The sequence below is a fragment of the Rathayibacter sp. VKM Ac-2760 genome (genome assembly GCF_009834185.1).
GTDB lineage: Bacteria > Actinomycetota > Actinomycetes > Actinomycetales > Microbacteriaceae > Rathayibacter.
In genome coordinates, this window is record NZ_CP047173.1 from 1,569,231 (window position 1) to 1,592,293 (window position 23,063).

The following is a 23,063-nucleotide window of genomic DNA, read 5'->3' on the forward strand; positions in this document are numbered from 1 at the left end:
GAATCGTCGGTAACCTCGGCGGCGGCGCGCGGGCTCGGTGGATCCCTGCTCGCGCCGTGCGCGCCACGACCGAGAGGGACCCCCGTGAAGCGACGACGCATCGCACTCCTGTCCGCACTGTCGCTGGCCTCGATGCTCGCGCTGTCCGCCTGCTCCGCGCCGGCCGACGACGCCCCCGAGAAGGAGACCTCGCCCCTGTCGGCGTATCTCGACACGCTCTACGGCGGCGATCTGTCACCGGAGGAGCAGAAGCAGAAGGACGCCGAGCAGGACCGGGCCCGCGAGGAGCTCATCGCGACCTGCATGCGGGAGCAGGGCTTCGACTACACCCCGAGCGTGCAGTCGGGATCGTTCGCCGAGGTCGACGAGGACGACTACCGGCCGGACGACCGCGAGTGGGTCGTCCAGTACGGCTACGGCATCGCGGACTTCCCGGGCCGCGACGAGCCGGTGGAGCCGGGCGAGGAGTACGTCGACGCCAATGCCGACTACGTCGCCGGCCTCTCCGAGTCGGAGCAGGCGGCGTTCTCCGAGGCGCTGAACGGACCGGCAGTGACGGAGGACGAGAGCGGCTCGGCCGAGTACGACTGGACGACGGCGGGCTGCTTCGGCGCCGCCCAGCACGAGCTGGAGAAGGACGAGCCCGCCCGGTCCGAGGAGCACCGGCCGGTGCTCGACGCGATCGACGAGTTCTACAGTCGGGTTCAGACGACGCCCGAGCTCGCTGACCTCGACGCGGCGTGGTCCTCCTGCCTCGCCGACGCCGGGCACCCCGGCTTCGCGACGGAGTACGACGCGCAGAACTCGATCAACGACGAACTCACCGCGGTCTACGAGGCCGCGGGCGACACGACGGTCGAGCCGACGGACCCGAAGCTCCAGGCCGTCGGCGAGAAGGAGATCGAGCTCGCCCTGGCCGATCTCGACTGCCGCGAGAAGACCGACTACAAGGCCGTGCACAAGCGGATCCAGGACGCGCTCGAGCAGCAGTTCGTCGACGACCACAGGGCCGAGCTGGACGCCCTGAAGGCCGACGCCGAGCAGGGCGAGTAGGTGCGGGGCACCCGCGGGCCGGGCGCGAGCGACTCGTCGTCGACCGACCCGCTCGACATCCTCCGGCCGGGCGAATCCGGAGCCGAGTCGAGCGCCGAGGGAGGCGGCGACGGCGATCGACCGGGCCGCCCTCGCGGTCGCTTCGCCGGGCTGGCCGCCGTCGCCATGCGGAACCGGGTGCTCGTGATCGCGGCGGCCGTCGCGCTGCTGAGCCTGGTCGCCGGGCTGCTGATCGGGCGGTTCGTGGTGTCGCCGGCCGATGCGGCGGCGCTTGCGGAGCCCCCCGCCCCCGGACTGATCACCGCCCCCGTGGCGTTCGGCGAGCTGAGCAACGACGTCACCCTCCGCGGCGAGGTCGGCTACGCGGACGCGGTCGACGTGACGATCGACACGTCGTCGTTCCAGGGCGCGGCTGTCGTGACCGGTCAGGTCCCCGCCGCCGGCGCCGAGCTGTCGGCGCTGTCGATCGCCCTCGAGGTCGGCGGCCGCCCGGTGATCGTGCTGCCGGGGGAGCTGCCGGCCTACCGCACGCTCCGATTCGGGGTGTCCGGACCGGACGTGGTCCAGTTCAAGACGGCGATGCGCTCCGTCGGGATCGACGCCGGCGACCCGGTCGACGACCGCTTTGACGAGGCGGCCGCGAACGCGGTCACCGCGCTCTACGCGCAGGCGGGCTATGCGGCGCCCACCGCGGAGGAGGGGGACGAGAACGTCGTCCGCTCCGCCGAGGAGGCGCTCCGCTCCGCCGAGCAGGGCCTGCTCTCCGCACAGAAGGAGCTCGACGCCGCGGGCGGCGGCGCCTCACCGGTCGAGGTGCGCGAGGCCGACATCGCGGTCGCGAGCGCCCGGCGCGAGCTCGAGGCGGCGCGCACCGCCGTGCCGCCCGACGGGCTCCGGATCGCCGACCTGGACGACGCGCTCGGCCTGGCGGAGCTCCGGCGCGCCCAGCTCGAGGGCACTCCCGACACCGCACCCCAGCGCGACGCCGTCGAGTCGGCGCGGTCGCAGGTGACGCGGGCGGAGGAGGACCTCGCGAAGGCGCGCCAGTCCGCCCTGCCGTTCCTCCCCGCGGGCGAGGCGCTCTTCCTGACGGCCCTGCCGCGGCGGGTCGACGCGGTCACCGCCGCGCGCGGCAGCGTCCTCTCCGGGGCGGCGATGACGGTCTCCGGCGCGCGGATCGAGCTCTCCGGGACCGCCGCCGAGGCGGAGGCGCACCTGCTCCAGACCGGGAAGGAGGGCTCGTTCGAGCTGCCCGATCGGTCCTCGCACCGCGCCGTCGTCTCGGCCGTCGAGCCCGCGAAGGACGCGAAGGACGCCGGGAAGGACGCCGGGAAGGACGCCGGGAAGGACGCCGGGAAGGACGCGAAGGGCCGGTGGACGGTGAAGCTGACCCCGGATCCGCTCTCGCCGGAGCAGATCGAGCAGCTGCGCGGCAGCAACGTGAAGGTGACGATCGCCGTCGGGGCGACCGCCGGCGCGGTGCTCTCGGTGCCGGTCGCGGCGCTGACCGCCGGCTCCGGCGGCGAGAGCCGGGTCGAGGTGGTCGAGGGGGATCCCCGCGATCCCCGGGCGGCGACGAGGCTCGTCGTCGTGAAGCCGGGTCTCGCCGCAGCCGGAGCGGTCGAGGTCTCGCCCGTGGACGGGGAGCTCGACGAGGGCGACCTGGTCGTGGTCGGCCGGTGACCGCGCCACTGGTCGAGCTGCGCGACGTGACCCGCTCCTTCCCCGGCCCGCCCGAGGTCCAGGCGCTCAAGGGGGTGAGCCTCACCATCGAGCAGGGCGACTACGTCTCGATCGTGGGACCGAGCGGCTCGGGCAAGTCGACGATGCTCAACATCCTCGGGCTGCTCGACCGTCCGAGCGTCGGCGAGTACCGCCTCGACGGCGCGCTCACCGCGACGCTGGACGAGGACACCCGCGCGGCCGTGCGCGCGCAGCGCATCGGCTTCGTCTTCCAGTCCTTCCACCTCATGCCGCGACGCAGCGTGCTCGAGAACGTGATGCTGCCGATGCTGTACAGCGGCACCCCGCGCGGTGAGCGCGAGCCGCGGGCGCGCGAGGCTCTGCACCGCGTCGGCCTCGGCCACCGCCTCGGCTTCCTGCCGACGACGCTCTCCGGCGGTGAGCGCCAGCGGGTCGCGGTCGCCCGCGCCGTCGTCGCCCGCCCGAGCCTCCTCCTCGCCGACGAGCCGACCGGCAATCTCGACGGCTCCACGACCGCGGACGTGATGCGGCTCTTCGAGGACCTCACGGGCACCGGGCTGACCCTCGTCGTGATCACCCACGATCGGGCCGTCGCGCGCCGGGCGCGGCGCTGCCTCCGCATCGCCGACGGCCGGATGGAGGAGGTGACGGCATGAGCGCCGTGCTCGCCGCCCTCCGCCGGCGCTTCCGGCGCCGGGGCCCGCGCCCGGCCGCCGCGTCCGCGCTGCTGCGGCCCGTCCGCCGGGCCGACCGCTTCAGCGCCGCCGACCTGCTCGCCGAGGCGACCTCCGACCTCGGCACCCGGCCGGCCCGGCTGGCGATGACCCTCCTCGGGACGGTGCTCGGCATCGGCGCGCTCGTGGCCACGATCGGCTTCGGGCAGACCACCGCCGGGCAGCTCGCCCGCCGCTTCGACGCGTTCGCCGCGACCCAGGTGGTCGTGCAGCCGGCCGAGGCGAAGAACTCCTCGGGCGACAGCGTCGCGACGGCCCGGCTGCCGTGGGACGCCGTCGAGCGCGTCCGGCGACTCGCCGGGGTCGAGCAGGCGGCCGTGCTCGGCGAGGTGCCGCTGCGCGAGGGCGCGACGGTGACCGCGGTGCCGGTCGAGGACCCGTCCGCGCCGGCCGTCGCGCCGCCGCGGGTGTTCGCCGCGTCCGCCGACCTGCTCGAGACGCTCGAGGGCAGCGTGACCGCGGGGCGGATGTTCGATTCCGGGCACGACGCCCGGGCCGACCGCGTCGTCGTGCTCGGCGCCCGGGCGGCGGAGCGGCTGGGGGTCGGGCGGGTGGACAGCAGGCCCTCGATCCTGCTCGACGGCCTCGCCTACGCGGTGCTCGGCGTCTTCGGCGACGTGCACGCCCGCTCGGAGCTGCTCGACGCGGTCGTCGTCCCGACCGGCACCGCCCGCGCCGACTTCGCGCTCGCCGCGCCGGGCGACGTGCAGGCGCGCATCGCCATCGGCGCCGGCCCCCAGGTCGCCGCGCAGGCGCCGGTCACCCTCGCTCCGGACGACCCCGACTCCGTCTCCGTCTCGGCGCCGGGCGGCAGCTCGGCTCTGGCCGGCGACGTCCGCGCCGACGTCGACCTGGTGCTGCTGATCCTCTCGGTCGTCGTGCTGCTCGCCGGCGGCGTCGGCATCGCCAACGTCACCACGCTGTCGGTGCTGGAGCGCGTCGGCGAGATAGGGCTCCGGCGCGCCCTCGGCGCCACCCGCCGCCAGATCGCCCGGCAGTTCGTCGTCGAATCGGTGGTGCTCGGGCTCCTCGGCGGTCTGATCGGAGCGGCGGCGGGCGTCCTCGCGGTGCTCGCCGTCTCCCTCGCCCAGCAGTGGACGCCGGTGCTCGACCCGGTCGTGGCCTTCGGCGGCGCGCTGCTGGGGGCGGTGATCGGGCTCCTCGCCGGCAGCGTGCCGGCGCGACGCGCCTCCCGCATCGAGCCGATCGCGGCCCTGCGCGGGACGTGACGGGTCGGGACGTGACGCCTGCGGACGCGGCGCCGCAGGGCGTCCTAGCCGAGCAGCGTGTAGGACGACGCGTCCATGTAGACGGTGTCGTCGGCGCAGACCTGGATCTCGGCGGGCGCCCGGACCGTCGCGTCATCGCCGTCGAGCACCTCGGCGACGAGGTAGGCCGAGGTGACGATCTCGCAGTCGAGGGCGCCCGGCGAGTGCCACGCCACGCGGACGTCGGCCCGGGCCCCGGGGATGAGATCGATCGTGGTCAGCGGGTCGTCCTCGGCGGCGGCCGGCGGGCCGACCTGGATCCCGTCCGGAGCCGCCGCGTAGACACCGGGAACGCCGGTCAGCGTGCAGGCCCTGTCGTCGACGTTCGTGAAGATCAGGTCGAAGGCGCTGTTGCCGGCACCGGAGGCGTCGGGGTCCGGCTGGTACTCGAGCGAGAGCTCGGAGCCGAGGCAGCGGGTGGTCGACGGCTCGGGGGAGGGCAGGGGCTGCGCGGTGGCGGTGGGTGTGGCGCTGGGCGTCGGGGTCACCGTCTCGGTCGCCGTGACCGTGACGGTGGGAGCGGGGGAGGCGGAGGAGGCGGTGACCGCGCCACCCGCGCATCCCGAGACGAGGAGGGCGATCGCCGTGGCGGAGAGTGTCGCGACGGCGGCGCGACGGACGAGCTCGTTCATCTGCCGAGTCTGCCACCGGACGGCGATCGGCGCCCTCTGATCGTCGCCGAGGCGCGCCGGCGGGCAGCGGGTCACGCCGCCGCGCCGATCGGCCGCGGCCGATCGCTCAGGCGCCGATCGCTCAGGCGCCGATCGCTCAGGCGTCGAGCGTCCAGCCCGGTCGCACCCAGTGGCAGGTGTAGCCGCCGGGGTGCTTGCGGAGGTAGTCCTGGTGCTCCTCCTCGGCGTCCCAGAACTCGCCGGCCGGCTGGACCTCGGTGACGACCGGCCCCGGCCAGCGGCCGGAGGCGTCGATCTCGGCGATCGTCTCGCGGGCGACGCTCTCCTGCTCGGGCGAGAGGGCGACGATCACGGAGCGGTAGCCCGTTCCGATGTCGTTGCCCTGCCGGTTCCGGGTGGTCGGGTCGTGCGCCTGGAAGAAGAACTCGAGCAGGTCGCGGTACGAGGTCTGCTCGGGGTCGAACTCGATCTCCACCGCCTCGGCGTGGTCGCCGTGGTGCCGGTAGGTCGCGTTCGGGGTGGTCCCCCCGGCGTAGCCGGCTCGGGTCTCGAAGACGCCCGGAAGGTCCCGGATCAGCTCCTGCAGGCCCCAGAAGCAGCCGCCGGCGAGGATCGCGCGCTCCTCGGCCATCAGACGGCGACCGTCGGCGACAGCGGCGAGTGACCGCCGGAGCGGGTGGCCGGCACGGAGGGCAGGCCGGTGGACCGGGCGTGGGCGCCGGTGTCGTTCACGGGAATGAGCATGGGTTCTCCTTGTCCTCGTCCATTCCATCATCCGGGCGCGGTCCTCGGGGGACCGGCGCAGGACCTAGCCGAGCAGCGTGTAGGTGGAGGCGTCCAGGAACACGGTGCTGTCGGTGCAGACCTCGATCGCGGCAGGCGCGCGGACGGCGGCGTCGGCCGCGTCGATCACCTCGGCGACGAGGAAGGTCGACGTCGCGGTCGGGCAGCCGAAGGCGCCGGGGGAGTGCCAGGCGACGCGGACGTCGGCCTGCGCCGCCGGAGCGAGGGCGAGCAGGCCGGACGGGTTCGGGCCGTCGGCGGAGGCGTCCGCGCCGAGGCGGCCGCCGTCGGCCCCGGCGGCGTAGACCCCGGGGATGCCGGCGAGCGTGCAGGTCCGGTCGGTCGTGTTCGTGAAGATCAGGTCGAAGGCGCTGCTGCCCGCGCCGGACGCGTCGGGGTCGGCGCGGTATTCGAGCGAGAGGTCGCTCCCGACGCAGCGGACGGTCGAGGGCTCGGGTGCCGGCGGCTGGGACGCGGTCGGCAGCGGGGCGGGAGGCTCCGGTGCCGCGGTCGGCTCGGCGGTCGGCGCGGTGGTCGGCGCCGCGGACGGGACGATCGACGCGGGTGCCGACGCCGTCGCGGTGGGCGCAGCCGTGGGCGTCGCCGTGTTCGTCGCGCTCGGCCGCGGCAGCGGCGAGGTGGTGGAGGCGATGTCGGCGCGCCCCGCGCAGCCGGTGACGAGGAGGCCGACCGCGGCGAGGGTCAGGGCCGCCGCGGCACCGCGGCGCAGGAGGTCGCTCATGGGCCGAGTCTGCCACCGCGGGGCGCGATCGGCAGCCCGGATCGGCAGCCCCTCGTCGACGGCCCGCGTTCAGCTCCCGGTGTCGGCCAGTCGCCGCGAGGCGGTGCTCATGTGCGCCTCCATCGCCCGCGCCGCAGCGGCGGGGTCGCGCGCCTCGATCGCCTCGAGCACCGCGCGGTGCTCGGTGAAGGCGTCGAGAGCCTGCTGCGGGCTGCTCAGTGCGCGCTCGACCCAGAGTCGCAGCAGCGAGCGGATGGTCTGCAGCAGGTCGCGCAGGACCACGTTCTCGGCGCTCACGGCGATCTGCAGGTGGAAGCGCACGTCGGCCTCGACGAACGCCGCGATGTCGTCGAGGTGCGACTCCATCGCCTCCAGGTGCGCGTGCAGCCGGGCGAGGCCCTCGTCGTCGATCCGGAGCGCCGCGAGCATCGCCGCCTGCACCTCGAGCGTGCCGCGCACCTCGATCAGCTCGGCGGTGCGGCCGGCCGAGAGCATCAGCCCCCAGCTGAGCGTGGTCGGCAGCAGCTCCGAGGTGCTGTCGCGCAGGTAGGTGCCCGAGCCGGGGCGCACGGTCACGATGCCGAGGATCTCCAGCGCCGCGAGCGCCTCCCGCACCGCCGAGCGGCCGACGCCGAGGCTCTCGGCCAGCTGGCGCTCCGGGGGGAGGCGGGAGCCGGGCACGAGATCGCCGCGGGTGAGCAGCGAGGTGAGCTGCTTGGCCACCTCGGCGACGGCGGTGCCGCGGGGGAGGGCCTGCAGCTCCAGGCGCACGAGGGACGGATCGTCTTCGGGGTACGCCGGCATGCTCCGACCGTAGCAACCGCGCCAGGACCCGACCCGCAGCGACGCGATCGACGAACCGGTTGACAGCTCACCGGGAGAGGCGGCATCATCTAATTGGTCAACCGGTCAGCCAATTCCCCCGAAGGCGGCCCGACACCCCACCCGCACCACCCCAACACAGTCGTTGACAGGATCAGGAGATCGACGTGGACCTTCCCTCCCGCCCAGGCGGTACCGCGACGGCGGACGCCGCCGTCGAGAAGAGCGCCATCAGGAAGGTGTCGATCCGGCTCGTCCCGTTCGTCGCCCTGATGTTCTTCATCAACTACCTCGACCGCACCGCGATCGGCTTCGCCGCCCCGAACGGCATGGAGATGGATCTGGCGCTCTCCGCGGCCCAGTTCGGCTTCGCCTCCGGTGTCTTCTTCATCGGCTACATCCTGCTGGAGGTGCCGAGCAACCTCGCGCTGCACCGCTTCGGCGCCCGCCGCTGGCTCGCCCGCATCATGGTCAGCTGGGGCATCGTCGCGCTCCTGTTCACCTGGGTGCAGAACTTCGAGCAGCTCGTCGCCCTGCGCTTCCTGCTCGGTGTCGCCGAGGCCGGCTTCTTCCCGGGCGCGATCCTCTTCCTCAGCCTCTGGGTCCCGGCGAAGCACCGCTCGAAGATCCTCGCGCTCTTCTACCTGGCGCAGCCGCTCACCACGGTCATCGGCGCCCCGCTCGCCGGTCTCCTGATCGAGCAGGACGGCATCCTCGGCCTCGAGGGCTGGCGCTTCATGTTCCTCGGCGTCTCGCTCCCCGCGATCGTCGTCGGTGTGATCGCCTGGTTCTACCTCAAGGACAAGCCCTCCGACGCGAAGTGGCTGACCCGCGAGGAGCAGGTCTGGCTCACCACCGCGCTGCAGCGCGAGGAGGACGTCAAGACCAAGGGCGTCACGACGCATCCCAAGATGTCGTCCGCTTTCAAGAGCGGCCGCGTCTGGATGCTGAGCTTCGTCTACTTCGGCTTCATCTACGGCCTCTACGCGCTCGCCTTCTTCCTGCCCACGATCATCGAGGGCTTCCAGGAGCAGTACGGCACGACCTTCGGCATCTTCGAGAAGGGCCTGATCACCGCGATCCCCTACGTGCCCGCGGCCATCGCCCTCTACCTCTGGTCGCGCGACGCGACCCGCCGCGGCGTCCGCACCTGGCACATCGTCATCCCGGCGATCGCCGGTGGCCTGAGCATCCCGCTCGCCCTCTTCGCCGGCTCCCCGGCGGCGACGATCGCCGTGATCACCGTCACCGCCATGGCGATCTTCTCGGCGCTGCCGAACTTCTGGACCTTCCCGACCCGGTTCCTCACCGGTGCGGCGGCCGCGGCCGGCATCGCGCTGATCAACACGGTCGGCAACCTGGCCGGCTTCTCGGCCCCGTACATCACGGGTGCCCTGAAGGACGCGACCGGCGGCTACCAGGTCCCGATGTTCATCGTCGGCTTCTTCCTGCTGCTCTCGGCCGTGCTGATGACCCTCCTCGCGCGCCGCTACAAGGACGCACCGCTCGACGCCCCCAGCGTCGACGTGATCGCGCACTGATCGCGCACTGATCGCCCGCTGAACGCTCGACGCTCGCCGACTCCCCTCGAACAGGATCACTGATGACCCGGCTCTACAACGACCCGTCCGACTTCGCCGACGAGATGATCGACGGCTTCGTCGCCGCGAACCGCCGCTTCGTGCGGCGGGTGCAGGGTGGCGTGGTCCGCTCGACCGCGAGCGTCCCCGGCTCGGTCGCCCTCGTCGTCGGCGGCGGCTCCGGCCACTACCCGGCGTTCGGCGGGCTCGTGGGGCAGGGGCTCGCGCACGGGGCGGCGATGGGGAACCTCTTCGCCTCCCCGTCGGCGCAGCAGGTGCACTCGGTCGCCACGGCGGCCGAGCACGGCGGCGGTGTGCTGCTCAGCTACGGCAACTACGCGGGCGACGTGCTCAACTTCGATGCGGCCGAGCGCCGCCTGCGCGACGAGGGGATCGACGTCCGCACGGTCACGGTGACGGACGACATCTCGAGCGCGAGCGTCGCGGAGAAGCACAGGCGCCGGGGCATCGCCGGCGACCTGACGGTGTTCAAGGTCGCGGGCGCCGCGGCGGAAGAAGGCGCCTCGCTGGACGAGGTCGAGCGGATCGCCCGCCTCGCCAACGAGCGCACCCGCTCGTTCGGCGTCGCGTTCTCGGGCTGCTCGCTGCCCGGCTCCGCCGAGCCGCTGTTCACCGTGCCGGAGGGCCGGATGGCCGTCGGCATGGGCATCCACGGCGAGCCGGGCATCCGCGAGGACGACGTGCCCACGGCCGACGGACTCGCCGAGCTGCTGGTCTCCTCGCTGCTGGCCGAGCTGCCGGAGGGCGTCGACGCGGCCGAGGGGTCGCGCCTGGTCGTCGTGCTGAACGGGCTCGGCTCGGTGAAGTACGAGGAGCTGTTCGTGGTCTACTCCGGAGTCGAGCGCCGTCTGCGCGAGCGCGGCCTCGAAGTGCTCGAGCCCGAGGTCGGCGAGCTGGTCACGAGCTTCGACATGGCCGGCGTCTCGCTCACCCTCTTCTGGGTCGATGACGAGCTGGAGCGGCTCTGGGCCGCCCCCGCCGAAGCGCCCGCCTACCGCAAGGGCGCGGTGCGCCCCGCCGAGCAGGCCGTCGTGGCCGAGCAGGAGGAGGCGGTCGTCGTCATCGGCGACGCGAGCGAGGACTCCCGCGCCGCCGCCGTCACCGTGCTCGCCGCCCTCGAGGCGACGCGGAGCACGATCGACGAGAACGCCGACGAGCTCGGCCGGATCGACGCGGTGGCCGGCGACGGCGACCACGGCATCGGCATGCAGCGCGGCGTGCACGCGGCGGTCGCCCGCCCGCCCGCGCGCGCTCGAGGCCGGCGCCGGCTCCGGGACCGTGCTCGCCCACGCGGGCGACGCCTGGTCCGACCGGGCCGGCGGCACCTCCGGGGCGCTCTGGGGTGCCGCGCTCGCCGCGGTCGGCTCGGCACTCGGCGACAGCGCCGCGCCCACGGCCGCCGCGGTGGTCGAGGGGGTCGACGGCGCCCGCGCGGCGATCCTCCGCTTCGGCGCGACGCCGGGCGACAAGACGATGGTCGACTCGCTCGTGCCGTTCGCCGACGTGCTCGGCGAGGCGGTCGACGCGGGCGTCGAGCTGCCCGCGGCCTGGACCCGCGCGGCCGAGGCCTGCACCGCCGCCGCAGCCGCGACCGCGCAGCTGCTGCCGAAGATGGGCCGCGCCCGCCCGCACGCCGAGAAGAGCCTCGGCACCCCCGATGCCGGCGCGCACTCGCTCGCCCTGATCGTCACCGCGATCGGCGCGGTGCTGCGCTCGACCGTCGGCACCTCCGACGCCGCCGACACCGACGGCTCTGTCGGCAGCGGCGCGTAGCGTCGACTCCGTCCCATCACCGCTTCCAGCAAGGAGAGAACACCATGAGCGCACCCTTCCGCCTCGTCATCGGCTCCGACGACGCCGGCTTCGACTACAAGGAGATCGTCAAGGCCGACCTCGAGAATGACTCGCGCGTAGCGTCGGTCGTCGACGTCGGCGTGGACGCCTCCTCGCACACGCCCTACCCGAGCGTCGCCATCGCCGCCGCCGAGATGGTCGCCCGCGGCGACGCCGACCGCGCGATCCTGATCTGCGGCACCGGACTCGGCGTCGCGATCGCCGCGAACAAGGTCGCCGGCATCCGCGCCGTCACCGCGCACGACTCGTTCTCGGTCGAGCGCTCGATCCTCTCGAACGACGCGCAGGTGCTCTGCATGGGCCAGCGCGTCGTCGGCATCGAGCTGGCCCGCCGCCTCGCGAAGGAGTGGCTCGGCTACGAGTTCGACACCTCCTCCGCCTCCGCCGAGAAGGTGCGCGTGATCGAGGCCTACGAGGCCGGCCACCCGGTCGAGGACGACGCCGCCACGGTCGGCTCGTGCTGAGCCGCGCCGCCGGGGACGCCCCGGCGTTCACCGTCGGCGTGAGCCTCAAGATGTACTTCGGCCACGAGCGGACGCTCGCGTGGATGCGCCGCATCGCCGAGATCGCGCGGACGCACGAGGCGGTCGCCTCCGGGGCCGTCGAGCTGTTCGTCGTGCCGACCTTCCCCGCACTGGTGCCGGTCGGCGCCCTCGCGGCGGAGGCCGGAGTCGCCCTCGGCGCGCAGGACCTGTACTGGGAGGACGCGGGAGCGTTCACCGGCGAGGTCAGCGGCGCGGAGCTGCGGGAGATCGGCTGCCGGCTGGTCGAGATCGGCCACGCCGAGCGGCGCGCGCTCTTCGGCGACGACGACGAGCGGGTCCGCGCGAAGGTCGCGGCGGCTTTCCGCAACGACCTCGTGCCGCTGCTCTGCGTCGGCGAGACCGAGCGCGGCTCCGTCGACGACGCCGTCGCCGTGGTGCTCGCGCAGATCGACTCCGCCCTGGCGGACGCGGTCGAGGCCGGCGCCGACGGCCCGATCCTCGCCGCCTACGAGCCGGTCTGGGCGATCGGCGCCCCCGAGCCCGCCGAGCCCGCGTTCATCGCGGGCGTGGTCACGGCTCTGGAGGCGGCGCTCGCGCAGCTCCCCGGCCGCGCCGGCAGCCGCGTCATCTACGGCGGCAGCGCCGGGCCGGGACTGCTGACCGCGCTCGAGGGGCGGGTGCCCGGGCTCTTCCTCGGCCGCTTCGCGCACGACCCGGAGGCGGTCGGCGCGATCCTCGACGAGGCGCTCGCGCTCGCCCGCGCCGGCGCGGAGGTGCGGCCGTGAGCGGGATCGGGCTGAGCAGCTACGCCTTCTTCTGGCGCTCCTCCGATCGCGTGCCCGAGCCGCTCGGCATCGAGGACATGGTCCGCGAGACCGCCGCGCTCGGCGTCGGCCTGCTGCAGCTGTGCGACGTGCCGGCGCTGGAGGACTGCTCGGACGAGCAGCTCGCCGCCCTGCGCGAGCTCGCCGCGGCCGAGGGCGTCGCCCTCGAGCTCGGCACCCGCGGGACGGATCCGGAGCACCTGCGCCGCTGGCTCCGCCTGGCCCGCGCGCTCGACGTCGTGCTGCTGCGCAGCATGTGGACGTCGGGGGAGGACCGGCCCGACCGCGCCGAGACGCTGCGGCGCCTCGGCGAGATCGCCCCCGAGCTGGAGGAGGCCGGCGTCACGCTGGCCCTGGAGACCTACGAGCAGGTGAGCACGGCGGAGCTCGTCGACGTGATCGCGACGCTCGATCACCCGCGGATCCGGATCTGCCTCGACCCGGCGAACACCGTCGCGAACCTCGAGCTGCCGGCCGACGTCACCGCCCGCTGCGCCCCCTACGTCGCCAACTGGCACGTCAAGGACTTCGACTTCAGCCGCAACCCCGGCTGGGTCGGCTTCGTCTACACCGGCACCGCGCTCGGCGACGGCCGCCTCGACTACGACGGCATGCTCGCCCTGCTGCAGCCCGAGGCGCGCGGCATCTCCCAGATCATCGAGTTCTGGCTCCCCTGGCAGGACACCGTCCCGGCCGAGGAGCAGGCGCTCGTCACCACCCGGCTCGAAGCCGAGTGGGTCACCACCACCCTCGACCAGCTCAGGAGAAGGAACCCATGACCGACACCACCGCCACCCCCGCCGCGGGCACCGCCGCCTCCGCCCTCACCGTCGCCGTCATCGGCGCCGGCGGCAAGATGGGCATGCGCGTCTCGAACAACCTGCAGAAGTCCGACTACAACGCCCTCTACAGCGAGGCCTCTCCCGCCGGCCAGGAGCGCACCCGCGAGGCGGGCCGCGAGATCACCGCGACCGCCGACGCCGTGAAGGACGCCGACGTCGTCATCCTCGCCGTCCCGGACGTCGTGCTCGGCGCCGTGTCGGAGGACGTCATCCCGCAGATGAAGTCGGGCGCGATCATCCTCACCCTCGACCCGGCCGCGGCCTACGCGGGCCTGCTCGCGAAGCGCGAGGACATCCACTACGCGGTGGCGCACCCGTGCCACCCGTCGGTGTTCCTCGAGCGCACGACGCCGGAGGAGTGGGCCGACACGTTCGGCGGCATCGCCGCCCCGCAGGAGGTCGTCGCGGCCCTCGAGGACGCGGACGACGACGTGCGGGCGATCGCGGAGAAGGTCATCTCGACCATCTACGCGCCCGTGATCGCCGTGCACTGGGTGACCGTCAAGCAGCTCGCCGTGCTCGAGCCGACCCTCGTCGAGACCATCGCCTGCATGATCGGCGAGTTCCTCAAGGAGGCGCTGGAGGAGACCGTCAACGGCGTCGGCGTGCCCTACGAGGCCGCGCGCGCGATGCTCTACGGCCACACCTGGATCGCGCTGACCAACGGCCTGCGCGGCTCGAACCCCTTCTCGGAGGCGTGCCACATCGCCATGGGCTACGGCCGCGAGGCCCTGATCAAGGACGACTGGAAGAAGATCTTCGACGACTCGGAGCTCGACTCCGTCATCGCGAAGATGCTGAAGATCGACGCCGTCAAGCGCTGAGTCGCGAGCCCGGGTGCGTGCGCGACGACCTTCGGCTCGTGGTTCCGGGTCCGGCTCGCTGGAATCCGCTGTTTCGGCGAGCCGGGGCTGTTTCTGCGAGCCGGGGCGTCGCTCCGCACACCTTCGGCTCGTGGATTCACCCTCGGCTCGCTGAATACTGCGGTTTCTGCGAGCCGAGTGTGTTTCTGCGAGCCGGGGCGTCGCTCCGCACCTTCGGCTCGTGAATTGACCCTCGGCTCGCTGGATTCAGCGGTTTCTGCGAGCCGAAGGTGTTTCTGCGAGCCGGGGTGTCGCTCCGCACCTTCGGCTCGTGAATTCACCCTCGGCTCGCTGGATTCAGCGGTTTCTGCGAGCCGAAGGTGTTTCCGCGAGCCGACGCGTCGCTCCGCCACCTTCGGCTCGTCGAACCGCCTCCTGCTCGAGGCGTCCCGGAACGGTCGAGACGGCCCGCAGCAGCGGGACGCCTCGAGGGCCCGACTACAGGCGGACGACCATCTTGCCGGTGTTGCCGCCCCGCATCATCGAGAGGAAGGCGTCGACGGCGTGGTCGATGCCGTCGACGACGGTCTCGTCGTACGCGATGCTCCCCTCCTGGAACCAGCCGCCCATCAGGCGGTTGAACTCCGGGGCGTGGTCGAGGTAGGCCGCGAGGGTGAAGCCGCGCAGGGTCAGCCCGCGCGTGATGACGTTGGCCATGTTGTCGGGGCCGGCCGGCTTCTCCGTGCTGTTGTAGCCGGCGATCGCGCCGCAGAGCGCCGCGCGCCCGCCGTCGTTGAAGGCGTCGAGCGCCGCCTCGAGGTGGTCGCAGCCGACGTTGTCGAAGTACACGTCGATGCCCTCGGGCGCCGCGGCGGCGAGCTGCTCGCGGACGGGGCCGGCGTGGTAGTCGAACGCGGCGTCGTAGCCGTACTTCTCGGTGAGCAGCGCGACCTTCTCGGCCGAGCCGGCGGAGCCGATGACGCGCTTCGCGCCGAGCAGGCGCGCGATCTGGCCGGCGGCCGAGCCGACGGCTCCCGCGGCGCCCGAGACGAAGACGGTGTCGCCCTCCTTCAGCCCCGCGATGGTGGTGAGGCCGACGAAGGCGGTGAGCCCCGTCATGCCCAGGACGCCGAGCCGCAGCGACAGCGGAGCTCCGGGGATCTCGGGGACGACGCGGAACGCCGACGTCTCGGCCTGGACGATGTCGCGCCAGCCGAGCTGGTGCAGCACGACGGCGCCGACCGGGAAGTCCGGGTCGCTCGACACGGTGACCCGGCCGATCGCGCCGCCGGTCATCGTCTCGCCGAGCGCGTAGGGCGGGGTGTAGCTCTTGACGTCGTTCATCCGCCCGCGCATGTACGGGTCGACGGAGAGGAAGGCGTTCTCGACGCGGATCTCGCCGGCCGCGGGCGCGTCGTACTCGACCTGCGCGGTGCGGAAGTCCTCGGCGACGGGCCAGCCGACGGGGCGGCGGACGAGCTGGATCTGGGTGCTGGTGACGGTGGTCATGGAGCCTTCCGAAGGGTCGTGGGGGTGGGGATCAGGAGGCGGCGAGGCCGATGCCGAGCGCGAGGACCGCGAGCAGTCCGGGCGTCATCTGCGTGAGCGCGGCGCGGCGCTTGCCGGGGGAGGAGAGCAGCAGCACGAGGGCGGCGGCCACCATCGATCCGGTACCGGTGAAGACGAGTGCGGCGCCGACGTTCGTCGCTCCCGTGGCGAGGACGATCACGCCGACGATCGTCACGATCGCGAGGAACAGGTTGTAGAAGCCCTGGTTGAACGCGAGCTCCCTCGTGGCCTCGGCCTCGCCGGCCGTGGTGCCGAAGGTGGAGCGGGCGCGCGGGGTCGTCCAGAGCAGCGACTCCAGCACGAAGATGTACACGTGCAGCAGTGCCGCGAGGGCGGCGAGCACGAGTCCGAGGACGATCACGGCGGGGCCTCCTGATTGTGTAACGTTCGGTTCACTACGGAACGGGCCCACTCTATACTGGAACGACCGGTGCACAACAGTCCGGCCTCGTCGAGCAGCCAGCAGAGGGAGTCGCCGTGGGGCGCACGCAGAGCTTCGACACCGACCAGGTGATCCGGTCGGCTCGGGGCGTCTTCTGGGACCGCGGCTTCGAAGAGGCGTCGCTGCCCGAGCTCGAGGCGGCGACGGGACTCGGCCGCTCGAGCCTCTACCACGCGTTCGGCAGCAAGCGCGGGCTCTTCGACGCGGCGGTGCAGAGCTACCTCGACGAGATCGTGCGCCCGCGGCTCGAGCCGCTGACGCGCGGCGACGTCGATCCGGATGCGCTGGCCGACTACTTCGCGGGGCTCCGTGACGCGCTCGCGGACCCGCGCACGGTGTCGGCGCAGAGCGGATGCCTGCTCCTCAATGCGGCGGGGGCGCCGATCGCGCGCGACGACGCGGTGCGCGAGGTGATCGCGGAGTACCGGGCGGAGCTGCAGCGGGCGATGCTCGCGGGGGCTCGCGCGCGGTGGCCGGAGGCGTCGGCGGAGTGGAGCGGGCGGCAGGCGGGGGTGCTGGTGTCGCTGCTCGTGACGTCGCTCGTGCTGGCGCGAGTGGATCCGGGGCAGGCGGTGGCGACGGCGGCGTCGGCGCTGGGGCTGGTGCGGGTGGGCTGAGGGTCCTGCGGGTTGGTGCTTGCGGCTCGCGGCTTGCGGCCTCGGGGCGGGGCTCGTCGCTGCGCGACGTCGCGGTCTGCGCCTGCGGGGTGGGACGCCTGCGGGGTGGAACGCCTGCGGGGTGGACGCGGCACCTCGTCGCGGCTCCCTCCCGCGCGCCCGCCAGACCCGAGCCAGGAGCCGCGACGAGGTGCCGCGACCACCCCTCGTGCTCGGAGGAGGTGCAGGGTTCGGCTCGTGAAAGGCGGTCGGGCTCGCGGGAATCGGTGGTTCTGGCGTGCCGGAAGTGGTTCTGCGAGCCGGAGGTGTGGGGGCCGCGGGTTCGGCTCGTGAAAGGTCGTCCGGCTCGCGGGATTCGGCGGTTCTGGCGTGCCGGAGGTGATTTCGCGAGCCGGAGGTGATGGGGGCCGCGGGTTCGGCTCGTGAAACGTCGTCGGGCTCGTGGGAATCGGTGGTTCTGGCGTGCCGGAGGTGGTTCTGCGAGCCGGAGGTTCGCGGCCGCAGGTTCGGCTCGTGAAAGGCGGTCCGGCTCGTACGATTCGGCGGTTCTGGCGAGCCGGAGGTCATTTCGCGAGCCGGAGGTGGTCGGGGCCGCAGGTTCGGCTCGTGGAAGGCGGTCCGGCTCGCGGGATTCGGCGGTTTCGGCGTGCCGGAGGTGATTCTGCGAGCCGGAGGTGGAGGGCCGGCGGACGCGCGAGGGCCGGCGGAGGGGTGCTCCGCCGGCCCTCGGGGTGGTGCGTCAGTCGGTGCCGGAGTCGAAGGCGGCGCCCTCGGAGGCGAGGTCGGTGGCGCGGCCCAGGGCGTCCGCGGCGGCGGAGCCGTTGCCCTCGGTGATGGCGTCGGCCTCGCCGATCTCGAGGTGGCCGACGAGCTCGGCGGTGGGCCCGCCGACCAGGCCGGCGGCGGCGTACTGCTCCAGGCGCGAGCGGGAGTCGGCGATGTCGAGGTTGCGCATGGTCAGCTGGCCGATGCGGTCCTCGGGGCCGAAGGCGGCGTCACCGACGCGCTCCATCGACAACTTGTCGGGGTGGTAGCTCAGCGCGGGGCCGGTGGTGTCGAGGATCGTGTAGTCGTCGCCGCGGCGCAGGCGCACGGTGACCTCGCCGGTGACGGCCGAGCCGACCCAGCGCTGGAGGGACTCGCGCAGCATCAGCGACTGCGGGTCGAGCCAGCGGCCCTCGTACATCAGGCGGCCGAGGCGGCGGCCCTCGGAGTGGTACTGCGCGATGGTGTCCTCGTTGTGGATCGCGTTGAGGAGGCGCTCGTAGGTCAGGTGCAGCAGCGCCATGCCGGGCGCCTCGTAGATGCCGCGGCTCTTCGCCTCGATGATGCGGTTCTCGATCTGGTCGGAGTTGCCCAGGCCATGACGTCCGCCGATGCGGTTCGCCTCGAGGACCAGCTCGACCGGATCGGCGTACTCGACGCCGTTCAGCGCGACCGGGCGGCCCGCCTCGTAGCGCACGCTGACGGTCTCGGCGGCGATCTCGACGTCCTCGCGCCAGGCGGCCACGCCCATGATCGGCTCGACCAGCTCCAGGCCGCTGGAGAGCTCCTCGAGGCGCTTCGCCTCGTGGGTGGCGCCCCAGATGTTGGAGTCGGTGCTGTACGCCTTCTCGGTGGCGTCGCGGTAGGGGAAGCCGCGGGCGACCAGCCACTCCGACATCTCGGTGCGGCCGCCGAGCTCGTTGACGAACTGCACGTCCAGCCACGGCTTGTAGATGCGCAGGCGGGGGTTGGCGAGCAGGCCGTAGCGGTAGAACCGCTCGATGTCGTTGCCCTTGTAGGTGGAGCCGTCGCCCCAGATGTCGACGCCGTCCTCGCGCATCGCGCGGACCAGCAGGGTGCCGGTCACGGCGCGGCCGAGCGGAGTGGTGTTGAAGTAGGTCTTGCCGCCGGAGCGGATGTGGAAGGCGCCGCACTGCAGCGCGACGAGGCCCTCCTCGACCAGGGCGGTCTTCGCGTCGACCAGGCGCGAGATCTCGGCGCCGAACTGCGCGGCGCGCGAGGGCACGCTGTCGATGTCGGTCTCGTCGGGCTGCCCGAGGTCGGCGGTGTACGTGCAGGGCACCGCACCCTTCTCGCGCATCCAGGCGACCGCGACGGATGTGTCGAGCCCTCCCGAGAATGCGATTCCGACACGCTCGCCCACGGGCAGACTGCTCAAGACCTTCGACATGGCTCCGATTTTAGGAGACTCGCGGGGGCGCTCGTGACGCGGCGCCGCGCGCGACGACTGTCGGGTAGATCCACTCAGAGCGCTGGACGGGCGCGCCGCGGGCATGGGAGGCTCCGGCGGGGCGCGGTCGAGGATGCGCGTGCCTCTCCGCCCGCCCTCCGAAAGGTCCTCTCTCCATGCCCCCTCCTTCCACTGGCCGCCTCGCGGCCCTCACTCTCGCCTGCCTGCTCGCGGCCGGAGGTGCGGTCGTGCTCGCACCCGGCGCGTCCGCGCTCGCGGCCGTCAGCAGCGAGCCGACCTCCTCGCAGGCGACCGGCGCCGTCGAGCGCCGATCCGCGGACGCGCTCGTCGGCGGCGAGAGCCTCGCGCAGGGTGAGAGCCTCACCTCCCCGAGCGGCGAGTACAGCTTCCTGATGCAGACCGACGGCAACGCCGTCGTCTACCGCGCCGGTGGCGGCGCGACCTGGAGCACCGCGACGCAGGGGCGCGGCGACCACCTCGACATGCAGACCGACGGCAACGCCGTGATTTACTCCGCCGGCGGACAGGCCGTCTGGAGCACGGTCACCAGCGGCGACGCGGGCGCGCTCCTGGCCCTCGAGGACGACGGCGACCTCGTCGTCCGGCGCGCCGACGGCTCGGTCGCCTGGTCCTCGTCCGCCGGCCAGGCGCCGCCGGCCGTCACCGACACGCTGACCGGCGGCAGCGACCTCCGCGGCGGCCAGCAGCTCGTCTCCACCGACGGCGGCTCGCGCGCGGCGATGCAGACCGACGGCAACTTCGTCGTCTACAGCGGCGGCTCCGCGCGGTGGAGCGCCGTCACCTCGGGCGCGGGCAACCGCCTCGCGATGCAGGGTGACGGGAACGCGGTCGTCTACGCGAACGTCGGCGCTCCGCTCTGGTCGTCGGTCACCTCGGGCAATCCCGGCGCGCGCATGGTGATGCAGGACGACGGCAACCTCGTGATCTACTCGGGCGGCCGCGCGATCTGGGCGAGCACGGCTCCTGCTCCCGCTCCTGCCCCCGCCCCGCAGTCCGGGGACGTCCTTCCTGCCGGATCGGACCTGCGCAGGGGGCAGCAGCTCGTCTCCAGTGACGGGAAGTCGCGAGCGGCGATGCAGAACGACGGCAACTTCGTCGTCTACACCGGCGCCCGGGTCAGGTGGAGCGCCGGAACGGCCGGGGCGGGCGATCGCCTGGCCATGCAGGGCGACGGGAACGCGGTCGTCTACTCGGCGAGCGGTCGGGCGCTGTGGCAGACGGGGACGGACGGACGACCCGGCGCGCGCATGGTGATGCAGAACGACGGGAACCTCGTCGTCTACTCGTCCTCCGGTGCGCTCTGGTCGAGCAACCCCGGAGACGTGGTCGACTGCGACAGCTTCCGTTCCCAGGCTGAGGCGCAGGAGTGGTTCGACCGCTATCGCGGCTACGACGACCCGGGACGCCTCGACGGCGACAACGACGGCCGAGCCTGCCAGGCGCACCGCTACTGAGCAGCATCAGCCGGTGCTGATCGGCGTCAGAAGACGTGAAGGCCCGTCCCCTGCGTGGGGGCGGGCCCTCGCCGTGTCGGCCATCGATGAGGGAGGGAGGGTGGTCGCGGTGGACCGGCGAAGGAAAGGGTGTGGCCGGCCCCTCGTGCTCAGAGGGCAGCCCTGGAGGGCGTACCGAGACCCGCCGGCCTCAGCAGGGCGGGTCTGCAGGCTCGTCCTTGGGCGCTGGTGGATCTCGATACGCCCGCTGCGCGGGCTACTCGATCAGCAGGGACCGGGGGGATCCGCGATGTGCGGGCCGAGGTCAGGCGCCCGGGTCCCCGCCGCGCAGCCCGACCGCCGGCAGCAGCACGTTGTCGACCAGGGAGATCAGGTAGTCGCGGTCGACGGGCTCGCGCATCAGCAGCACGCGGTAGGAGACCATCGAGGGGGTCAGGACGGCGAGCATGTCGACGTCGACGTCGGCCGGGATCTCGCCGCGGGCGATCGCGCGGCGGAGGATCACGCGGTTGGCGCGGGCGCGCGGCTCCACGATCGCCTGGCGGACGGCGTCGGCGAGCTCGGGGGCCTTGGAGATCATCGCGACGACGCCGGACATGATCCGCAGCTTCCGCTCGGCGTCCTCGATCGCGCGCGGGCGGATGAGGGCGACGAGGTCGCCGCGGAGCGTCCCGGTGTCGGGGAGCGCGTCCTGGTCGAGGTCCGCGCCCTTGAGGCAGGCGACGGCCTCGAGCACCAGCTCGGCCTTCGACTCCCAGCGGCGGTAGAGGGTGGCCTTGCCGGCCTTGGCGCGGGCGGCGACCATGTCGATCGTCATGCCGTCGTAGCCGGTCTCGGCGAGCACGTCGAGAGCGGCGGTGAGGATCTCGCCGTCGCGGTTCGGGTCGCGGCGGCGGCCGGGGCGGGCGGGCGCGTCGCAGTCGGCTGCCGCGGCGGACGGTGTGGCGGCGGGGGGAGGGGGCGGCGTCATCGCGGCGTCTCCAATCGGCTCGGGAGGGCCGCGCGAGGGGCCCGTGTGAACACCATGCTAATTGAAGAACTCCGCAGTTCCGAAACTGACGAGTCTCGTATATGGTCTCCTCCATGTCGCAGACCACTTCCCTGCCGGACTCCGCCGCCCCCGCGGTTCCGGCCCCGTCCTCCCGCCGCTGGTGGACGCTCGTCGCCGTCGGGCTCGCCCAGCTCATGGTCGTGCTCGACTCCACCGTCGTGAACATCGCCCTCCCCGCCGCCCAGGCCGACCTCGGCTTCTCCGACGGCGACCGCCAGTGGGTCGTCACCGCCTACTCCCTCGCCTTCGGCAGCCTCCTGCTGCTCGGCGGCCGCCTCTCCGACCTGATCGGCCGCAAGCGCACCTTCGTCATCGGCCTGATCGGCTTCGCGATCGCCTCCGCGCTCGGCGGGGCCGCCCCGAACTTCGAGCTGCTCATCGCGGCCCGCGCGCTCCAGGGCGTGTTCGGCGCCCTGCTCGCCCCGACGGCGCTCGCCGTCCTGACCACCACGTTCACCGTGCCGAAGGAGCGGGCGCGTGCGTTCGGCGTGTTCGGCGCGATCGCCGGTGCCGGCGGCGCGGTCGGCCTCCTGCTCGGCGGCGTGCTGACCGAGAGCTTCGACTGGCGCTGGAACCTCTACATCAACGTCGTGATCGCGGTCGTCGCGGTCATCGGCGCGATCGTCTTCGTGCCGACCATCGACCGCGTCGGCCCGCGCCCGAAGCTCGACGTGCCCGGCACGATCCTGGTCTCGGCCGCGCTGTTCGGCCTGGTCTTCGGCTTCGCCAACGCGGAGACCGACGGCTGGGACTCGCCGATGACCTGGGTGCCGCTCGCCGCGGCGGTGGTGCTGCTGGTCGGCTTCGTCCTCCGCCAGCGCACGACCGAGCACCCGCTGCTGCCGCTGCCGATCGTGCTCGACCGCGACCGCGGCGCCGCGTACCTCTCGGTGCTGATCGCCGGCGCGGGGATGTTCGGGATCTTCCTCTTCGTCACCTACTACCTGCAGGTGTCGCTCGGCTACTCGCCGATCCAGACCGGGCTGTCGTTCCTGCCGATGATCGGGATGCTCGTGCTCGCCGCGCAGCTCTCGACCAACCTGCTCCTGCCGCGCTTCGGCCCGAAGATCATGGTGACCTTCGGCATGCTGCTCGGCGTGGTCGGCATGCTCCTGCTCACCCGCCTCGACCTCGACAGCGGCTACGCGCCCGACGTGCTGCCGGCGCTGATGGTGCTCGGCTTCGCGATGGGCTCGATCATGCCCGGCTCGATGCAGACCGCCACCCGCGGAGTCGACGCGCGCTTCGCCGGCGTCGCCTCGGCGATGGTCAACACCAGCCAGCAGGTCGGCGGCTCGATCGGCACCGCGCTGCTGAACACGCTCGCGGCGACGGCGGTCACCGACTACCTCCTCACGCACACCCCGACCACGGCGGCGACCGCGGCGGAGGCCGCCGTGCAGAGCTACGCGGTCGCCTACGGCTGGGGCGCGGGCTTCTTCGCCCTCGGCGCGGTGCTCTCGGTGCTGCTGTTCCGCCGCCGCTCGGCGGGCCTCGCGGTCTCGACCGGAGCCTCCGCGGAGCCGGTGCTCGCGCACTGACCTCACGACAGCATCCGACACGCG

Annotated in this window: 20 protein-coding genes and 1 pseudogene; 13 read left to right on the forward strand and 8 right to left on the reverse strand. The window is 73.2% G+C overall.

The genetic code is table 11. The annotated features are described in order from the left end of the window. Window positions 1–84: 84 nt before the first annotated feature. Genes GSU72_RS07065 through GSU72_RS07080 form a run of 4 tightly spaced genes read left to right on the forward strand, consistent with a single transcriptional unit; the run spans window position 85 to window position 4,720 of the window. A complete protein-coding gene (locus GSU72_RS07065) occupies window positions 85–1,053 on the forward strand; it encodes a hypothetical protein (protein ID WP_159984390.1) in 969 nt (322 codons plus the stop codon). Continuing rightward, complete coding sequence (locus GSU72_RS07070) at window positions 1,054–2,736, forward strand: hypothetical protein (protein ID WP_244256027.1); 1,683 nt, start codon at window positions 1,054–1,056, stop codon at window positions 2,734–2,736. Then, window positions 2,733–3,413, forward strand: a complete 681-nt coding sequence (locus tag GSU72_RS07075; protein WP_159984391.1) for an ABC transporter ATP-binding protein — start codon at window positions 2,733–2,735, stop codon at window positions 3,411–3,413. The genes GSU72_RS07070 and GSU72_RS07075 overlap by 4 nt, the downstream gene beginning before the upstream one ends. Beyond that, complete coding sequence (locus GSU72_RS07080; RefSeq protein WP_159984392.1) at window positions 3,410–4,720, forward strand: ABC transporter permease; 1,311 nt, start codon at window positions 3,410–3,412, stop codon at window positions 4,718–4,720. The genes GSU72_RS07075 and GSU72_RS07080 overlap by 4 nt, the downstream gene beginning before the upstream one ends. Before the next feature lie 44 nt (window positions 4,721–4,764). Here the strand turns inward: GSU72_RS07080 and GSU72_RS07085 are convergent, their stop codons facing one another. The 4 genes from GSU72_RS07085 to GSU72_RS07100 all read right to left on the reverse strand — a co-directional run bounded on the left by GSU72_RS07085 (window position 4,765) and on the right by GSU72_RS07100 (window position 7,720). Continuing rightward, the gene (locus GSU72_RS07085; RefSeq protein ID WP_159984393.1) at window positions 4,765–5,391 is read right to left on the reverse strand and encodes a DUF4232 domain-containing protein; all 627 of its coding nucleotides are present in this window, start codon (window positions 5,389–5,391) and stop codon (window positions 4,765–4,767) included. Between the two features lie 136 nt (window positions 5,392–5,527). After that, the gene (gene msrA / locus GSU72_RS07090; protein ID WP_159984394.1) at window positions 5,528–6,022 is read right to left on the reverse strand and encodes a peptide-methionine (S)-S-oxide reductase MsrA; all 495 of its coding nucleotides are present in this window, start codon (window positions 6,020–6,022) and stop codon (window positions 5,528–5,530) included. Window positions 6,023–6,199: 177 nt separating this feature from the next. Further along, on the reverse strand, window positions 6,200–6,916 hold the full coding sequence (locus GSU72_RS07095) for a DUF4232 domain-containing protein (protein ID WP_159984395.1): 717 nt from the start codon (window positions 6,914–6,916) through the stop codon (window positions 6,200–6,202). Window positions 6,917–6,985: 69 nt separating this feature from the next. Further along, the gene (locus GSU72_RS07100; protein ID WP_159984396.1) at window positions 6,986–7,720 is read right to left on the reverse strand and encodes a FadR/GntR family transcriptional regulator; all 735 of its coding nucleotides are present in this window, start codon (window positions 7,718–7,720) and stop codon (window positions 6,986–6,988) included. A gap of 290 nt (window positions 7,721–8,010) precedes the next feature. Between GSU72_RS07100 and GSU72_RS07105 the strand changes: the two genes are divergently transcribed. The 6 genes and pseudogenes from GSU72_RS07105 (at window position 8,011) to GSU72_RS07130 (ending at window position 14,168) form a co-directional block, all read left to right on the forward strand. Next, entirely contained in the window at window positions 8,011–9,279 is a 1,269-nt protein-coding gene (locus tag GSU72_RS07105; protein WP_208545199.1) for an MFS transporter, read from the forward strand. Between the two features lie 62 nt (window positions 9,280–9,341). Then, window positions 9,342–11,112: pseudogene (locus GSU72_RS07110) on the forward strand (dihydroxyacetone kinase family protein). A gap of 44 nt (window positions 11,113–11,156) precedes the next feature. After that, on the forward strand, window positions 11,157–11,657 hold the full coding sequence (locus tag GSU72_RS07115) for a ribose-5-phosphate isomerase (protein ID WP_159984398.1): 501 nt from the start codon (window positions 11,157–11,159) through the stop codon (window positions 11,655–11,657). Continuing rightward, window positions 11,651–12,463, forward strand: coding sequence for a triose-phosphate isomerase family protein (locus tag GSU72_RS07120; RefSeq protein ID WP_244256028.1), 813 nt, complete (start codon window positions 11,651–11,653; stop codon window positions 12,461–12,463). Before GSU72_RS07115 ends, GSU72_RS07120 begins: the two co-directional genes overlap by 7 nt. Continuing rightward, window positions 12,460–13,281: a sugar phosphate isomerase/epimerase family protein gene (locus GSU72_RS07125; RefSeq protein WP_244256029.1), complete on the forward strand. Its 822-nt coding sequence runs from the start codon at window positions 12,460–12,462 to the stop codon at window positions 13,279–13,281. The genes GSU72_RS07120 and GSU72_RS07125 overlap by 4 nt, the downstream gene beginning before the upstream one ends. Next, a complete protein-coding gene (locus tag GSU72_RS07130) occupies window positions 13,278–14,168 on the forward strand; it encodes a phosphogluconate dehydrogenase C-terminal domain-containing protein (RefSeq protein WP_159984399.1) in 891 nt (296 codons plus the stop codon). The genes GSU72_RS07125 and GSU72_RS07130 overlap by 4 nt, the downstream gene beginning before the upstream one ends. Window positions 14,169–14,645: 477 nt before the next feature. Here GSU72_RS07130 and GSU72_RS07135 read toward each other — a convergent pair whose 3' ends face one another. Further along, window positions 14,646–15,656 (reverse strand): NADP-dependent oxidoreductase, encoded by a 1,011-nt coding sequence (locus GSU72_RS07135; protein ID WP_159984400.1) that lies wholly within the window; start codon window positions 15,654–15,656, stop codon window positions 14,646–14,648. Between the two features lie 31 nt (window positions 15,657–15,687). Next, a complete protein-coding gene (locus GSU72_RS07140) occupies window positions 15,688–16,077 on the reverse strand; it encodes a DUF1304 domain-containing protein (protein ID WP_159984401.1) in 390 nt (129 codons plus the stop codon). Window positions 16,078–16,193: 116 nt separating this feature from the next. Here GSU72_RS07140 and GSU72_RS07145 point away from each other — a divergent pair, with 116 nt between their 5' ends. Further along, window positions 16,194–16,775: a TetR/AcrR family transcriptional regulator gene (locus GSU72_RS07145; protein ID WP_159984402.1), complete on the forward strand. Its 582-nt coding sequence runs from the start codon at window positions 16,194–16,196 to the stop codon at window positions 16,773–16,775. Window positions 16,776–17,514: 739 nt separating this feature from the next. Here GSU72_RS07145 and argG read toward each other — a convergent pair. After that, window positions 17,515–18,951: an argininosuccinate synthase gene (gene argG / locus GSU72_RS07150; RefSeq protein WP_159984403.1), complete on the reverse strand. Its 1,437-nt coding sequence runs from the start codon at window positions 18,949–18,951 to the stop codon at window positions 17,515–17,517. Between the two features lie 176 nt (window positions 18,952–19,127). On the opposite strand from argG, the gene GSU72_RS07155 reads away from it, so the two are divergent. Then, on the forward strand, window positions 19,128–20,447 hold the full coding sequence (locus GSU72_RS07155) for an excalibur calcium-binding domain-containing protein (protein WP_159984404.1): 1,320 nt from the start codon (window positions 19,128–19,130) through the stop codon (window positions 20,445–20,447). Window positions 20,448–20,751: 304 nt separating this feature from the next. Here GSU72_RS07155 and GSU72_RS07160 read toward each other — a convergent pair whose 3' ends face one another. Further along, window positions 20,752–21,417, reverse strand: a complete 666-nt coding sequence (locus tag GSU72_RS07160) for a TetR/AcrR family transcriptional regulator (protein WP_159984405.1) — start codon at window positions 21,415–21,417, stop codon at window positions 20,752–20,754. Between the two features lie 113 nt (window positions 21,418–21,530). Here GSU72_RS07160 and GSU72_RS07165 point away from each other — a divergent pair, with 113 nt between their 5' ends. Further along, a complete protein-coding gene (locus GSU72_RS07165; RefSeq protein WP_159984406.1) occupies window positions 21,531–23,039 on the forward strand; it encodes an MFS transporter in 1,509 nt (502 codons plus the stop codon). The last annotated feature ends 24 nt before the right edge of the window (window positions 23,040–23,063 follow it).

Excerpts from the sequence above, each read along its gene's own strand:
- GSU72_RS07080 (WP_159984392.1), top strand. The coding sequence starts at position 3,410 with ATGAGCGCCGTGCTCGCCGCCCTCCGCCGGCGCTTCCGGCGCCGGGGC.
- GSU72_RS07085 (WP_159984393.1), bottom strand. The coding sequence starts at position 5,391 with ATGAACGAGCTCGTCCGTCGCGCCGCCGTCGCGACACTCTCCGCCACG.
- msrA (WP_159984394.1), bottom strand. The coding sequence starts at position 6,022 with ATGGCCGAGGAGCGCGCGATCCTCGCCGGCGGCTGCTTCTGGGGCCTG.
- GSU72_RS07095 (WP_159984395.1), bottom strand. The coding sequence starts at position 6,916 with ATGAGCGACCTCCTGCGCCGCGGTGCCGCGGCGGCCCTGACCCTCGCC.
- GSU72_RS07100 (WP_159984396.1), bottom strand. The coding sequence starts at position 7,720 with ATGCCGGCGTACCCCGAAGACGATCCGTCCCTCGTGCGCCTGGAGCTG.
- GSU72_RS07105 (WP_208545199.1), top strand. The coding sequence starts at position 8,011 with ATGTTCTTCATCAACTACCTCGACCGCACCGCGATCGGCTTCGCCGCC.
- GSU72_RS07115 (WP_159984398.1), top strand. The coding sequence starts at position 11,157 with ATGAGCGCACCCTTCCGCCTCGTCATCGGCTCCGACGACGCCGGCTTC.
- GSU72_RS07130 (WP_159984399.1), top strand. The coding sequence starts at position 13,278 with ATGACCGACACCACCGCCACCCCCGCCGCGGGCACCGCCGCCTCCGCC.
- GSU72_RS07135 (WP_159984400.1), bottom strand. The coding sequence starts at position 15,656 with ATGACCACCGTCACCAGCACCCAGATCCAGCTCGTCCGCCGCCCCGTC.
- argG (WP_159984403.1), bottom strand. The coding sequence starts at position 18,951 with ATGTCGAAGGTCTTGAGCAGTCTGCCCGTGGGCGAGCGTGTCGGAATC.
- GSU72_RS07155 (WP_159984404.1), top strand. The coding sequence starts at position 19,128 with ATGCCCCCTCCTTCCACTGGCCGCCTCGCGGCCCTCACTCTCGCCTGC.
- GSU72_RS07160 (WP_159984405.1), bottom strand. The coding sequence starts at position 21,417 with ATGACGCCGCCCCCTCCCCCCGCCGCCACACCGTCCGCCGCGGCAGCC.
- GSU72_RS07165 (WP_159984406.1), top strand. The coding sequence starts at position 21,531 with ATGTCGCAGACCACTTCCCTGCCGGACTCCGCCGCCCCCGCGGTTCCG.